Here is a 15,189-nt window from a genome sequence, read left to right as displayed (position 1 = left end):
TGGAAAAGCCCGGTCGCCTTCGAACGGAAAGTGGCCTAAACGAGCACTTGGGGCGGCACAAAGACGTGACAGGTCCAAACAGACATGCGAGCCTACCGGGGCGGCATCGGGCCGATTGTTCCGGCGGCCTGGCCAGACTGGAGCGTCGTCTATGATCTCCAGACCTTCCCGGACGGCTCCAAAATCCAAGGCAGGACACTCAGCAAGGAAAGTCCGCCAGCCCGGCTTGGCTTGTCCGTCCCCGCCAAACGGTTCCGCGGGCAGGTCATCCCGCCAGTCCGCATAGCGCTGTTCCATCCGCGCTCGCAGCGCCACCATGACGTCTCTCCCCTGCTCTCTGCTCTCCGCCAAATGGTATCCGATAACCCGTCTTATCGGATACAAGGAAAGGACCAAGGGCATTTTCCTGGGCCTCTGCCCCGCTCAGGTGGCGAGCACAAGGTTCAGCGCCGTCAGGACCTTCTCCAGCCCTGCTTCCGACCGTAACATCCCCGCGTCGAGAACCGAAGGGTCGGTGAACGCCCCCTCGAGGGGGATCGACCACACCCGATTTAGCAGGCGCTCGAGTGCTGGCATCGCGTCCTCAAACAGGTGGCGGCCATCCTCCGGGCTCGCCCCAGGTGGGAGATGTAAGCACCCGATCACCCAGGTATCGTCGACGGCATCGCCGTGGCCGGTGATGTCGAGCAGGCCCTCCAGATCGCCGGTGGTGTCGAGCCGGGCATCGAGGCTGTCGAGCGCGAAAATGAGGCCGGATGCGCTCTGAGCAGGCGTGACGACAGGGGTGAAAGCTATCAGGTCCATTGCGCACCTCCGTTTCGATGTGTCCAAGGCACTTCGGCGCGATGGCCGCGTCGGGTGAGATGGCGAACATTGCCGCCGCGGCCGTCAAGATGGGCCCCGGCGCTGCCAGACCCCGTCGCTTCAGGCCACCAGTGCACGGTCCAGCGTCGCCACGATGTCTTCGAGCCGCGCACCAGACCAGCGCACATGCGTGCCCGGCGCTTGGCTGGCTTGCGTCTGGGGTCACGTCCTATACTCTGCCACGAGGGGCAAGACGTGGATAAGAATGGACAAGCGGCTTCTTTCCGAACGGGATATTTGTAGCAAATACATTCTGCCCGCGCTTACGGGTTCCGGATGGGATCTGCATACTCAGATCGCTGAAGAGCGCACTCTTACTGCTGGCCGCATTATTGTCCGCGGGAAACTCGTGGCCAGAGGCCAGAAGAAGCGGGCGGACTTTGTTCTTTATCTGAAGCCAAATATCCCGATCGCGATAATCGAGGCGAAGGACAATCGGCACACGGTGGGTGACGGAATTCAACAGGCACTCAACTATGCCAAGATGCTCCAGGTGCCATTCGCTTTTTCTTCGAACGGAGATGGCTTTGTTTTTCACGATCGAACAGGCCAATCCCAGGAGGCTGAGAAGGAAGTCGCCCTCGACGCCTTCCCTTCACCGGAAGAGCTGCGCGCGAAGTTCCTGGCGTGGAAGGATCTGAGCGAAACACAAGCGCAGACCGCCCTGCATCCATACTTCGAGACGGGCAAGGAGCCGCGCTACTATCAGGTCAACGCAGTCAATGCGTCTCTTGAGGCGATCGCCAAGGGTCGGGACAGGCTCTTGCTTGTCATGGCGACAGGCACCGGCAAAACCTTCACGGCGTTTCAAATCATCTGGCGGCTATGGAAATCCGGCCGGAAGAAAAGGGTGCTGTTTCTCGCAGACAGGAACGTCCTCATAGACCAGACCATGGTCAACGATTTCCGCCCCTTCATCGGCTCGATGGCCAAGCTATCAACGAACTCCAAGACGATTGAGCGCCCCGACGGCACGGAAGAAACGCTGACTTTGGCAATGGACCGGCGCCGTATCAATACCGCTTACGAGATCTACCTGGGCCTCTATCAAGCCCTGACCGGGCCGAAAGACAGCCAAAAAATCTATCGCGAGCTCAGCCCAGATTTCTTTGACTTGATCATCATCGATGAATGCCATCGCGGCAGCGCCGCAGAGGACTCGGCATGGCGCGAGATCCTCGAGCATTTTTCGGGCGCGACGCAGATCGGCCTGACCGCCACGCCAAAAGAGACGGAATATGCTTCCAACATCAACTACTTCGGAGAACCGATCTATTCCTACACATTGAAGGAGGGCATCGATGACGGCTTCCTCGCGCCCTACAAGGTCATCAAGTGCCACGTGGATCGAGATATCGAAGGCTACCGCCCGGCGCAGGGACAGCTCGATCGGGATGGCAACGAGGTGGAGGACCGGCTTTACAATACCAGGGACTTCGACCGGACGCTCGTCATCGATGACCGAACCAAGCTCGTTGCCAACCGTGTCACCCAGTTCCTGAAGGAAAGCGGCGACCGGATGCAGAAGACCATCGTCTTCTGCGTCGACCAGGAGCATGCCGGACGCATGCGGCAGGCGCTGATCAACGAGAACCAGGATCTCGTTGCCAAGGATTCCCGATACGTCATGCGGATTACCGGGAACGACAAGGAGGGCCTGAACGAGCTGGCGAACTTCATCGACCCAGAAGCTGATTACCCGGTCATCGTCACGACCTCCCGCCTCCTGAGCACCGGCGTTGATGCGCAGACCTGCCGCCTCATCGTCCTCGATCGGGAAATTGGTTCGATGACGGAGTTCAAGCAGATCGTTGGGCGTGGCACACGCGTGCACGAGGACACTGGCAAATACTTCTTCACACTCATGGACTTCCGGGGGGCGACGTCTCACTTCGCCGATCCCGAATTTGATGGCGAGCCGGTGCAGATCTATCAACCTGGTCCCGATGATCCCATGACGCCGCCGGAGGACGGGGAAACGCCCACAGACTGGGAGGATGACGATCCGGAAACCGTCCTGATCGATCCCGTTTCGCCTGGGCCGTCAGGAGACCCACCTGACTCCGATGATCCGGGCGGTGGTCAGGGACCGCGCAGAAAGATTTACATCGACGGTGTCGGCGCGACGATAATCAAGGAGCGCGTGGAATACCTGGATGCCGACGGGAAGCTGGTCACCGAGAGCCTCCGCGATTTCACCCGCAAGCACCTCACGCGCCGGTTCGCGTCGATGGACGACTTCCTGCGTAGATGGCATGCAGAAGATCGGAAACAGGTTATCATCGACGAACTCGCCGAAGAGGGCCTCGACCTCGAGCTGATCGGTCGGGAGATCGACGGCAATCTCGATCCCTTCGATCTCGTATGCCACGTCGCATTCGGCGCCAAACCATTGACCCGCCGAGAGCGCGCGGAAAACGTCAAGAAGCGCGATGCCTTTAATCGGTATGGGGGCCAGGCCCGCACTGTGCTGGAAGCGCTCCTCGAAAAATACGCCGACGAGGGCGTGCTGACCCTCGACGACACGAATATCCTTCAGATAAACCCCTTCTCCCACATGGGGACGCCGGTGGAGCTCATGCGAGCCTTCGGTAAGAAACCCGACTACGTGCGCGCGATCCGTGACCTGCAAGGAGCCCTGTATGACGCAAGTGCGTGAATTGACTGATCGGCCTTCCGACCTGAAAGAGCTGTGCGAGCGTATACAAGGTCGTCTCCAACCAGATATTTCGGAGTTACGCACATACAATTGGGTGGGTTCAACAGAGACTAAACGATTTGAGTTTATTAGACGCGCCGCAGTGGTTCGCCAAGCAGAGGCTTGTTCAGCTATTCACACGCTGGTTTCTTCCGGCAATGGAGCCATGGGTGTGGTGTTTTTGCGTCCTGCATATGAAGAACTTCTTTGGATCGAGTATTTACAGAAAAATTCAGAAATTGCTCCTAAACTCGCATCTATGCTAACAATTAAGGAACTGTCCGAGGCTCATCATGCGCAAAGGACTTATCTCGGACAAAAAGGAATTCAGAGGCTTGGCTTCTCGAGAAAGCTTAGCCGGCGGCTTGACGCGATGAAAGAGAGCCAAGATAAGGAATTGAAAGAAATAGGGAAAACTTTAGGTTGGCGACAAGGAGCAAGCCAGCCTTCTATGGCATTTGTGGCAAGGCAAGTTGGGCGCGAAAAAGAGTATAACTACATCTATCAAGGGACTTCTCGGGCCGTTCACTTTTCACCACACGAACTGCAACGCCGAGTTTGGGGTAAATTTGGGGAGGTGTCGATTTCATCCAGCAGCTTTGACAGATACTGGTCTGATTTTAGTCTATACTGGAGCACCCGAATATTGTTCGAGACCATGATTTTCTCCGGCTTCACGAAAAAGCTCGAGGAGGCTCAGCCAGCTTCCGGCGAGGATTTTCACAAAGAGCTAAAAGCTCTCCGCCCTGTCCCTATTCTAACTGCCGGCGAGCTTGAAGCGTGGGATGAGCCCCGGTGGAACGCCTCCGACCTATGGAATGCTAAGCCATGAGAAACCTCGTAAAAACCATTCAGGACGTCATGCGCAAGGACGTCGGCGTCGACGGCGACGCCCAGCGTCTGTCGCAACTGGTCTGGATGTTTTTCCTCAAGATAATCGACGACCAGGACGAGGCGCTCGAATTCACCCGCGACGACTACACCTCACCCATCCCGGAACATCTGCAATGGCGCGCATGGGCGGCGGACCCGGAGGGCATCACCGGCGATGAGCTTCAGGACTTCGTGAACACCCAGCTGTTCCCGACCCTGAAGGAGCTGCCCGCCACAACGCCCCGCGCCCGCGTGGTCCGTTCCGTCTTCGAGGACGCCTACGACTACATGAAATCCGGCCACCTCATGCGGCAGGTGATAAACAAGATCTCCGAGGTCGACTTCAACAGCCTTTCCGAACGCCAGCATTTCGGCGACATCTACGAACAGCTCCTGAACGACCTCCAGAACGCGGGCAACGCTGGGGAATACTACACCCCGCGCGCCGTCACCGCCTTCATGGTCCAGCAGATGGACCCTAAGCCCGGCCAGATCCTCATGGACCCCGCCTGCGGCACCGGCGGTTTCCTCACCTGCGCAATGCGCCACATGCGCGAGCATTACGTCAAGCGCCCTGAGGACGAGGTCACCATGCAGGCCTCCCTCCGCGCCGTTGAAAAGAAGCCTCTGCCACACATGCTCTGCACCACAAACATGCTCCTCCATAACGTCGAGGAGCCGTCCTGGGTAAAGCACGACAACACCCTTGCCCGTCCCCTCATCAGCTGGACCAAGGCCGAGCGCGTCGACATCATCCTGACCAACCCGCCCTTCGGCGGCAAGGAAGAGGACGGGATCGAAAACAACTTCCCCGCCTTCAAGACACGCGAAACCGCCGACCTTTTCCTCGCCCTCATCATCCGGCTCCTCAAGAAGAACGGCCGCGCCGCCGTTGTGTTGCCCGACGGCTCACTCTTCGGCGAAGGGATCAAGACGCGGCTCAAGGAGCACCTGCTGACCGAGTGCAACCTGCACACCATCGTCCGGTTGCCGAACTCGGTCTTCAAACCCTACGCCTCCATTGGCACCAATCTGCTGTTCTTCGAAAAGGGTTCGTCGACGCAGGACATCTGGTATTGGGAGCACCGCGTCCCAGAGACTCAGAAGGCCTACTCCATGACCAAGCCGATCCGGCTGGAGCATCTGGACGACTGCGCCGCATGGTGGGGCGGGCCCGAGCGCGAGGGGCGTGAAGAAAGCGACCGCGCCTGGAGGGTCTCCATCGATACGATCAAGGAGCGCGGCTACAACCTCGACATCAAGAACCCCCACGTGGTCGAGGACGACTGGGGAGACCCGGAGACCCTGCTAAACGACCTGACCAAGGCAGAGGCCTCGGTCGAGAGCCTGCGCGCTGAGCTGAAATCCATCTTGACCGAGGCGCTGGCCCGATGAGTATTCCGCATGTTCCCGACTACGCCCTCGGCCACCTCCGTGCTGCCAAAGCCGCGATGCTGGATGATCGAGAAGTCACCGATATTCTGGACGCCAAAGACAGCGTGATCGCCCGCTACAGCCCTGCCTTCCAGCCGGGACGCATCGAGGCAATCGAAGAAGATGTCCTGCGCTCCTTTCTGTATTTTGAGAATAACAGGCACTGGACAGGCCTCAATCGGCAGGTGAACCGTGTCTGCGCGGATATGGATGCCACACGGGCCGCCCTGGCCCATCTGGTCGACGAAACCCGTCCGATCGCGGACCGGATGCACCCGGTGACAGCGATCAAGGGGATGGGAAAAGGCATCATCACCGCGATCTTGCATGTCGCCTACCCAAGCGCTTACGGCGTTTGGAACAACACGTCGGACCAAGGCTTGGTCGAGCTTGGCCTCTTCCCGCCGATCCCCCGGGGTGCCACTTTCGGCGAACGCTACGCCGCCGTGAATGAAGTGCTGGTCGCACTCAGCCAAGCCCTCGAGATAGACCTCTGGACCCTCGATACGGTGTGGTGGTTTCTGCAAGCGTCCAACGCCGATGACGATGCAAACTTGGACGAAGTCTCCTACGCGCCGGAAGCAGTGCCGACCGCCCCCTCGGTCAAAACCACCCGATTTGCACTGGAACGACACCTCCACGATTACATGGTCGACAACTGGGAGATGCTCGACCTCGCCCAGGAGTGGGAAATCTACGCGCGCGATGGCGAACCCGATGCGGGTTATGAATTCGTCACCCCCGTGGGACGTATCGACCTCTTGGCGCGGCACAAAAGTGATCCGCGCTGGCTGGTCATCGAACTGAAGCGTGAGAAGTCATCGGATGCTGTCGTCGGTCAGGTCCTGCGATACATGGGCTGGGTCAAGCGCCACCTCGTTGAAAATGGCGAAACCGTTGAAGGGCTGGTCGTCGCCACAGAGGGTGATCCCCAACTGCACTACGCCCTCGATGTTGTTCCCTCGGTTTCCTTCAAGTCCTACGAGGTGGAATTCCGCCTAAGGAACGGGCCCACCTTCGAGGAGTTCGCCAAGCCATGAACGCCGAACGTCTTTTAGAGGTCTACGAGAAGATCAGCGAGGCGCCTGACGCCATTACACGGCTGCGGCGGTTCGTGCTGGATTTGGCGGTTCGCGGGAAGCTGGTCGAGCAAAGCCCGGCGGATGAGCCTGCATCTCGACTTCTGAATCGGATCGAAGAAAGAAAGGCTGAGATCTTATTAGAGACCGGCATGCGGAAACCTCGCAAAGTTGCCGATATGGACCCTGCCGAGACTTGGGCCGATCTACCCTCGAATTGGGCCTGGACGCAAATTTCGAACCTTGGTTTCATCTCTCCACGAAACGACGCGGATGACGGTGTCGAAGCCTCGTTCGTGCCGATGCCAATGATTTTCGCCGAGTATGGCGTTGCGAACGATCACGAGACCCGCCCCTGGGGAGAAATCAAAAAAGGCTATACGCATTTCGCAGAAGGCGATGTTGGACTTGCGAAGATCACGCCATGTTTCGAAAATGGGAAATCCACCGTTTTCCGCAACCTGACTGGAGACTTTGGAAGCGGCACAACAGAACTTCATATTTTGAGGCCAGTCCTCGTTGATCCTGACTATGTGGTGCTGTTCCTGAAGAGCCCGCAATTCATCGAGACCGGCATTCCAAAGATGACCGGCACCGCTGGGCAAAAACGTGTGTCCAGTGAGTATTTCACGAGCTCACCTTTCCCTCTCCCTCCTCTCACCGAGCAGCGCCGGATCGTCGCTAAGGTCGATGAGCTCATGGCGCTCTGTGATCGGCTGGAGGAGGCCCGCAAGACCCGCGAGGAGACGCGCGACAAGCTCACCGCCGCCAGCCTCGCCCGCCTGACAGCCCCCGACACCACGCCCGAGGACTTCCCCGCCCACGCCGCCTTCGCCCTTGAGGCACTCCCCGCCCTCACCACGCGCCCCGACCAGATCAAGACCCTCCGCCGAACCATCCTCAACCTCGCTGTCCGTGGCCAGCTGGTGGAGCAGAACGCGGCAGATGAGCCGGCGTCGGCATTGCTGAAGCGGATCGTGGCGGAACGCGAGAAACTGCTCAGGGCTAAGGAAATTCGTAGACAGAAACCGGTCCCGCCAGTCGAAATCACCGAAGCTCCTTTTTCGATACCAGACGGTTGGGAGTGGTGTCGTCTTGGGTCGCTGGTTCTCGATTCCGATGCTGGCTGGAGCCCGAGAACCGAAAACCATGCTCGCGTTGGTGACGCATGGGGCGTGTTGAAGGTAAGCGCAGTTTCGTGGGATCAATTCGATCCTGATGCCAATAAGCAGGTCTTGCCCGGAACACAGCCAAGACTTCAGGCACAGGTGCGAAAAGGGGACTTTTTGATCTCACGCGCCAACACGGCGGAACTCGTCGCTCGCGCCGTGCTCGTTCTTGAAGAACCGCCGCGCTTGATGATGAGCGACAAGATTGTCCGTCTACGCCTTGCTACCGAATGCGTTCATCGTTTCGCATGGCTGATCAACAACTACAGCGACTACGGACGAGACTACTACGCCGCCAATGCAACCGGCGTCAGTCCGTCAATGAAAAACGTTTCGCGCGCAGTAATATTGAATTTGCCGACACCTCTACCGCCCCTCGTCGAACAACACCGCATCGTGGCCAAGGTCGACGCCCTCATGGCCCTCTGCGACCGGCTGGAGGCAGCCCTGACCACCACCGACGACACCCGCGCCCGCCTCCTCGAAGCCCTCCTCCACGAGGCGCTGGAAACGGCGTCAGTCACATTGGAGGCCGCTGAATAGCATGGCGACCTCAGACACCTTTCCCAGGATCTGGCTTCGATCCTTCTTTGGCTTCAACCCAGAGGAAGACGGCTACATCGGATGGAGCAAAGAGGCGAACCGCAAACATGTCATCGACAAGATCGCACCCGGCGATTTGATGATGATCTATGGCGCAGGCTCAAGCAGCACGGCGTCCTCTGAAATTTTGAGGGTATTGGGCTTTCTACAAATTGATCCAAAGCCCATTCGCGATATCGACAAAGCTTCTGCCCATGGGCTTGAGCGAAAACGCCAAAATGGATGGAGCGATAAATGGACCTATGCCTTGCCCGTTCGGCGTGCGTGGCGGGTCACGCAGCCTGTGCGTTTGGACCAAGTCGCCTCTGAGACCTATCAGCCTGAAAAGGGGCGCGCCATTGCTGCGTGGAGCCCTCAGATTTCAGAGAGTGACCTGCAAAGGGCCATGGACTTGCGGGTGACTGAGGTCCCTGTTTTTGGAGAACCGCCCCTCGTCGGCGGTTTGGTCGATCAACCGTTGCGCAATGCGTTTAGGAGCGCCGGAGATGACGCTCTTCGACCTGAACATTTTGCGACGTCCTTCGTGCGCTTCCAGTCCCTGATCACAGCCTATGACCAGCCTTTCACCCGCTTCGACGAAGGCCTCATCGCCGCTTGGGAAAGCTACAAGCCACGGGTCCGTGACGTGGCCCTGGATCGCCTGAAGGCCGATGACTGGACGCCGGATCAGATCGGATCAGGCGAGATCGTCGCGAAGGTTATCGACGCCATCGAGATCCAGGCGACCCATGGCGATCTGACCAACAACATGGTCTTCTGGCAGAACCGTTTCGGCCACGCCAATAGGGATCATCGCGCGCTAATCGAGGCCGCGACTACCGGGGCGGGCGTGGCGTCGCTCGAGCGGCTTCTTTTCGATCTATACCGAGGAGATCGGCAGGAAGATGAGGTATTTGAAGAGCTTAGCGAAGCCGCAGGGGCGAAATACCCTCTCATGGCCTATCTGTTCTTTCTCAAGGACATGGACCGGTTCATGCCGATCCAGCCGACAGGCTTTGACCGCGTATTTGCAGAGATTGGGCTTGAGTTCCGGACCCTCAGAAACTGTTCCTGGCCGAATTACGAAGAGTTCAACGACATTCTGAATGGCCTTCGGCAACCTATTGCCGACGAAACCGGGTTGGATCATGTCCGCCTCGTCGACGCGCATTCCTTGCTCTGGATGTTCTCGACGCTGCTTCGGATGGAGGCGAAAGGCGAGCTTTCCAATGGCGCGAAAGCCAGCGAGAGATTTCTGGGCGCCCGCGAGAAATCGATCGCCGAGATCAAGTATTCTTTGGGAAAGACCGTATTCAGTTCGAATGGTCAGGTGATCGAGACAAAAGTCAAGAACAAGGAGCTGCACATGTCCGATGCGGAACTTGACAAGCTCTTGCGCGAGCTTCTGGAAGTTCAGGATGACCGCTGCGCCATCACTGGATTGCCTCTCCAGTTTCGCGGGGCGCACACTGATGCAAATATGCTGCCGTCGCTCGACCGCATCGACAGTAGTGGACACTATGAGCGGGGTAATCTCCAGATCGTTTGCCGGTTCATCAACTTCTGGAAGCAGGCAGCAAATGATGGCGAGTTTCGACGCCTCTTGAACGTGGTCCGCGGCATTGAGGTTTCCGACGGCTAAATTTATGGCGGCCTAAAGTTGGTCAAGCGCTGAACTGAATGCGATGGAGAGCTAAGTAGGATGTGGAGTGATCGAGAAAGCGCCAAGGATTTTCTGAACTTTACGGAATTGGCTGACCAGATTAGCACGCTTGCCACCACGGCGGACATGCTTCCCCTTTCAATTGGAGTCTTCGGGACTTGGGGCACCGGCAAGTCGACTGTATTGCGTTTAGTGCGGGGGAAACTGGAAGAAAGCGAAAAGAGACCAATTTTCATCGACTTCGACGCATGGCTTTACCAAGGCTTTGACGATTCAAAAGCGGCCTTGATGGAGGTCGTAGCCGATACCCTGCTCACGGCAGCGAAGGGCGATGAGAAGCTATCTCAGAAAATAATGCATTTCGCGTCGCGCGTGAACTACTTCCGTGCGATCGGAATGGCCGCTGAATTTGGCGTCGGCATGGCGTTCGGCGTTCCACCTGGCTTGATGACCAAGGCGGGCTCCGCCATTTCCTCACTTGTCGCCGGCACCGGTAGCATCGATGACGCTGACCGCCTTGGGGAAGTAGCCAGGGAAGCCTCTGAGGGGTGGTCAAAGCTTGTTCGGCCGGATGAGGCGAAGACGCCACCCAAGGAAATTGCAGCGTTCCGCGCTGAATTCGCGGAGATTCTTGATCAGCTTGGTCGGCCAATGATTGTCTTTGTGGACAATCTCGACCGCTGCCTGCCCGACGTCGCAATCGGAACCCTTGAAGCAATAAGGCTGTTTCTTTTTCTTCCCGGAACGGCATTCGTCGTCGCTGCCGACGAGGACATGATCAGGCATTCTGTCGCGAAGCACTTCAGCGATCCAAACGCGAAACATGTCCACGACTACTTGGATAAAGTGATCCAAGTCCCTTTCCGTGTGCCGCGTGTAGGTGTCGACGACGTCCGAGCCTACATGTATTCCTTGTTCACGCAACATCTTGCGCCTCAGTCTCTGGAAACGGTTCAAGCCGTGCTTCTCGAAGCGCTCCAGAACGCTTGGAATGGCGCCAGCTTCACAGCAGACCAGATTGACGGTCTCGCAGGCCGCCCCGACGGTCTCTTGGAGATGCTCGGCACAGCCGATGGCCTTGCTCCCACACTCACCACGGCCGACAAAATCGATGGCAACCCCAGGATCATAAAACGCTTACTCAACGCCGTGATGTTGCGCCGATCGCTGGCAGCATCACGGAAAATGAATGTTGACCTCGGGACATTGGCTAAACTTGCGATCTTCGAGCGAGGCACGGACGCCGCAGCTACGCAAACGCTGTATACTTTAGTCATGGCCGACGAGGGTGACGGCAACCTACTGCTGAAAGCTACGGAGGACTTCGAAGAAGGTGCCGCTCGACCTCAGGTTCCGGCTGCATGGAAGACGCATGAGACATTCATCGAGGAGTGGCGGCAACTCGAACCACGTTTCAACGACCTCAAGGCCTTGCAACCAGCGCTCTTCCTCAGCCGCGACGTAATGAGGCCGCCGACCAATTTGACAACAAGCGACAACGTAGGTGCTGCCGTGAAAGCCCTTCTTGGTGTGACAAGCGTAAATTCACCGGCGGCGGCAAATGTGATTGAAAACCTGAACGATGACGAGCGCGTCGCCGCAATGTCGGGCCTGGTCGCGAGCATGCGCGAGGGTGACTGGAGGACCAAGCTACCGGGCATACAAGGTGCCATCATGCTCGGTGAAAGATCAGAGGGAGGCAAGCGGCAGCTTAAAGCTCTGGTTGAAGGGGTTCCAGAGCAGACAATGAATGCGGGCGTTAAGTTCGCATTGCGTGGCAAAGGCTATTTGAAGGGAAAATAGATGGGGACGTCGCAATCAAAGCCAACAACGCCGGGCGGTTCCCCGCTGGTTCCGCCATGGGCGGATCAAGACCCTCCTCCGCCAGACCAGCCGCAGCCTGATCCGCCGATCCCGGACCTGCTGCCACCGGCGCCGATGTCGGGAGTGCGACGGGCGCTTCGAAAATACATGAACACCGGTGATGTCGCAGCGGGTCGTAGCGCGCTTGGGAGGTATTCTCGAGCAATGGGAGGAGCCCGGGCGTCGGCGCGCCATGCACGCGCTGCTCGGACCGGCGGCGCGGCTCTGTCTGCGCTTGCATCGGCCGCGCAATCCCGCGGCGCACCGACGCCGATCGCGGAGTTCGACCTTGGCACATTGACCGGCCGCCCGCTTGAGCAAGCGATCGCCGTGATCGTGGACGAGTTTTGCCCACCCGGTATACTCGATGAGGATATGGTGCGGTCTGCCATGGCGGAAGCACTCTTCGAAGCGCTCGGCGATCAATTAGTTTTCGACGTAGACGCCGTGACAGATCACGTCGTGGTCATCGCGACCGTGTGCTTCGTCTCGGAGCTGGTGTTTGCTTCGGTGGCCGTCGAAATGGGCGCATCTGCTGAGAACGTTCCACCTGCGTCAGCCGTTCAACGTGAGAACGCATTGAGGGACTTGGTGCGAGCAGCGGCTGACGAAATAGCTACTCCCGTCGTCCAACGGTTCGGCGGCTCATTCGATCCTAACCGACTTGAAGCGCTCATCGCCGAAATTACGAGTGCAGTCTATGGGGAGATGGCTCAGTGGTAGATCTTTGCGTTCGAGCTACGCCTGACAGAAACAGTGCCATCGAGGCACACAAGCAGCCTAACACAATTGGTGTGCACTTATTTGCGAGCGGATCAGCTGATCTACCTGGGCTCGGGGCGACCCTGGCCGATCGTGTTCGCTCCGGCCTTCCGGCCTCACCGAGTGTCGCGGCTTGGGATTTCCTCTCCATTGCAATGTCTGTATTCGCGGCTGACCGATTCGTGCGGCGGACGGGATCTGCCAATGGTTGGACCCGGGTGATTGCCTTGGAAGTATCTGTGGTCGAGCCCGGCGCTTGGACGGCGAATTCGGTGAAACTTGCGGACGCACTCCGTTTCTTGACCGGCGATGTTTGGCATCTTTCGTTCCGCGACGGCGGTCAGTCCCGCCCCCGTATTCAGGGCAGACTTCATGACCGCAATGCAGTCTGCCTTTTCTCCGGTGGATTGGACAGCTTCCTCGGTGCGCTCGCGACTCTGCACGACGGGGCCCGCCCATTTCTCGTTAGCCAAGGTTCTACCAAGGAGATTGGCCCGCAGCAGCGGCTCGCCGCAGCGTTGGGTCTTAATGGGAGCAGGTTCGAGGGTCGCGTTGGCGAGCGGTGGCGGCAGCCTTACGAGGGCTCGACACGTGCAAGATCGATCCTGTTTTTTGCATATGGAGCACTGGCGGCCACTTCCACCAATGTTCCTGAGGTGCTGGTGCCCGAAAACGCCCTGATCGCAATCAATCCGCCGCTTACTCACAGGCGGATTGGGTCACTCAGCACTCGCACAACGCACCCGCACTTCCTGACGAAGTTGAATGCAGTATGGGCTTCGGCCGGGGTGGAAGCTGAGCTTCGTAACCCATTCTTTTCTACCACCAAGGGCGAGATGCTGGCGAGAGCCCATCACCCGCAACTATCCGAGTTAGCGGCTTCTACATATTCCTGTGGCAAGGGAAAGCGCGCGAACGGGCAATGCGGGAGGTGTGTGCCGTGCCTGATCCGCCGCGCCTCCTTCCACGCCGCCGGTATGCGTGACGACACGGTCTACCTCAATGATCTTCCCGCAAATTCACGGAGCGACGACGTCTTGGCGGTAAGGCATGCTGTGGCTCAATTCAGGACGGCCGATGACCGTGAGATCGGCATATGGGCAGGAAAGGCGGGGCCGCTACCGACTGACCCCAAGACGCGAGAACTTACGATCGATGCAATCGGACGCGGATTGAAAGAGTTAAACGATCTCTTCCGTGCGGTCCAATGGCGCTAATCGATTTCCACTGCCACCTCGACTTATATCGGAGTCCCAAGGATGTGGTTCGCAGGGCAGTCGAGGAGGGTGTCTACATCTTGTCAGTCACCACGACACCGAGCGCTTTCAAGGGAACCTCAGCGCTCGCTCCGGCTGGTAGTCGCATCCGCACGGCGCTCGGCCTTCATCCCGAGCTCGCCGCAAGTCGACGGAAGGAACTTTCCCTTTTCCACGATCTGCTCCCGAGCGTCGAATATGTCGGCGAGGTCGGACTCGACGGATCTCCACCACACCGTGACACACTTCCGATCCAAGCGGAGGTGCTTCACGAGATTCTTGACGCATGTGCTGCTGCGGGCGGCCGAACGATCTCGCTCCATAGCAGAGGAGCTGCGAGTATGCTCTTGGACATGCTGGAGTTCGAGCCAATGGCTGGGAGGTTCGTCCTCCACTGGTTTGCAGCCAAGCCGGCCTTGGTTGATCGCGCGGTTCGCTTGGGATGCTGGTTTTCTGTCGGCTCTGCCATGTTGGCCAGTCGATCGGGCCGCGCCGCTGCGAACACCATGCCGCTTGAGCGTGTGCTGCCCGAAACCGACGGACCGTTCGGATCGGATGGCGGCACGTCACTTTCTCCTGGCGGGGGTGGAGCAGTTTATCGTGAGATCGCAGTTTTGAAGAATTGTTCCGCAACCGAAATTGAACTGGTGATGACTGAAAACTTCCGACGGTTGAGCCTTCTTTCTTCCAAGAGACATCAGCTTGCGGATCAAGACAGACCCTGGACCCTTTGATCATATGCATCGGCGAGCGAACCGAGCCTAAGACACATTGCGCACGAGAACGGCGAGTGGACACAAATTGATGGTCGAATGGTCATCTGAACGGGTCCAATGGCCAAGTTATGGTGGTCGCTTCACCGGTAAACCGTAAGCGGTGCGCCGTTCACACGTGATTGCCGTAATTCCAGGGCAGCAGCAGGTTGATATCGGTTTGTTTGTGCCCG

The 15,189-nt window shown here is 58.3% G+C and carries 11 protein-coding genes; 10 read left to right on the top strand and 1 reads right to left on the bottom strand.

Annotation, left to right across the window (positions count from 1 at the left end):
- Positions 1-423: 423 nt before the first annotated feature.
- On the bottom strand, positions 424-804 hold the full coding sequence (locus BKY27_RS18730) for a hypothetical protein (protein ID WP_071675987.1): 381 nt from the start codon (positions 802-804) through the stop codon (positions 424-426).
- 265 nt (positions 805-1,069) lie between these two features.
- Here BKY27_RS18730 and hsdR point away from each other — a divergent pair, with 265 nt between their 5' ends.
- The 10 genes from hsdR to qatD all read left to right on the top strand — a co-directional run bounded on the left by hsdR (position 1,070) and on the right by qatD (position 14,977).
- On the top strand, positions 1,070-3,523 hold the full coding sequence (gene hsdR / locus BKY27_RS18725; RefSeq protein ID WP_071675986.1) for an EcoAI/FtnUII family type I restriction enzme subunit R: 2,454 nt from the start codon (positions 1,070-1,072) through the stop codon (positions 3,521-3,523).
- Positions 3,507-4,394, top strand: a complete 888-nt coding sequence (locus BKY27_RS20050) for a DUF5677 domain-containing protein (RefSeq protein ID WP_146636310.1) — start codon at positions 3,507-3,509, stop codon at positions 4,392-4,394. Before hsdR ends, BKY27_RS20050 begins: the two co-directional genes overlap by 17 nt.
- Positions 4,391-5,830 (top strand): class I SAM-dependent DNA methyltransferase, encoded by a 1,440-nt coding sequence (locus BKY27_RS18715; protein WP_071675984.1) that lies wholly within the window; start codon positions 4,391-4,393, stop codon positions 5,828-5,830. Before BKY27_RS20050 ends, BKY27_RS18715 begins: the two co-directional genes overlap by 4 nt.
- Entirely contained in the window at positions 5,827-6,909 is a 1,083-nt protein-coding gene (locus tag BKY27_RS18710) for an endonuclease NucS domain-containing protein (protein WP_084668044.1), read from the top strand. Before BKY27_RS18715 ends, BKY27_RS18710 begins: the two co-directional genes overlap by 4 nt.
- Positions 6,906-8,660: a restriction endonuclease subunit S gene (locus tag BKY27_RS18705; protein WP_071675983.1), complete on the top strand. Its 1,755-nt coding sequence runs from the start codon at positions 6,906-6,908 to the stop codon at positions 8,658-8,660. The genes BKY27_RS18710 and BKY27_RS18705 overlap by 4 nt, the downstream gene beginning before the upstream one ends.
- A gap of 1 nt (position 8,661) precedes the next feature.
- Positions 8,662-10,341, top strand: coding sequence for a hypothetical protein (locus BKY27_RS20290; RefSeq protein WP_199559132.1), 1,680 nt, complete (start codon positions 8,662-8,664; stop codon positions 10,339-10,341).
- Positions 10,342-10,401: 60 nt separating this feature from the next.
- On the top strand, positions 10,402-12,165 hold the full coding sequence (locus BKY27_RS18695) for a KAP family P-loop NTPase fold protein (RefSeq protein WP_071675982.1): 1,764 nt from the start codon (positions 10,402-10,404) through the stop codon (positions 12,163-12,165).
- A 390-nt stretch (positions 12,166-12,555) separates the two neighbouring features.
- Complete coding sequence (locus BKY27_RS18690; protein WP_146636309.1) at positions 12,556-12,948, top strand: hypothetical protein; 393 nt, start codon at positions 12,556-12,558, stop codon at positions 12,946-12,948.
- On the top strand, positions 12,942-14,204 hold the full coding sequence (gene qatC / locus BKY27_RS18685; RefSeq protein ID WP_324610030.1) for a Qat anti-phage system QueC-like protein QatC: 1,263 nt from the start codon (positions 12,942-12,944) through the stop codon (positions 14,202-14,204). The genes BKY27_RS18690 and qatC overlap by 7 nt, the downstream gene beginning before the upstream one ends.
- Complete coding sequence (gene qatD / locus BKY27_RS18680) at positions 14,195-14,977, top strand: Qat anti-phage system TatD family nuclease QatD (protein WP_071675979.1); 783 nt, start codon at positions 14,195-14,197, stop codon at positions 14,975-14,977. Before qatC ends, qatD begins: the two co-directional genes overlap by 10 nt.
- Positions 14,978-15,189 lie beyond the last annotated feature (212 nt).

It is taken from the genome of Nioella nitratireducens (assembly GCF_001879715.1).
In the GTDB taxonomy this organism is placed as follows: Bacteria; Pseudomonadota; Alphaproteobacteria; order Rhodobacterales; family Rhodobacteraceae; genus Nioella; species Nioella nitratireducens.
The sequence above is the reverse complement of the archived record's forward strand: the minus strand, read 5'-3'. Positions and strand labels throughout refer to the sequence as shown.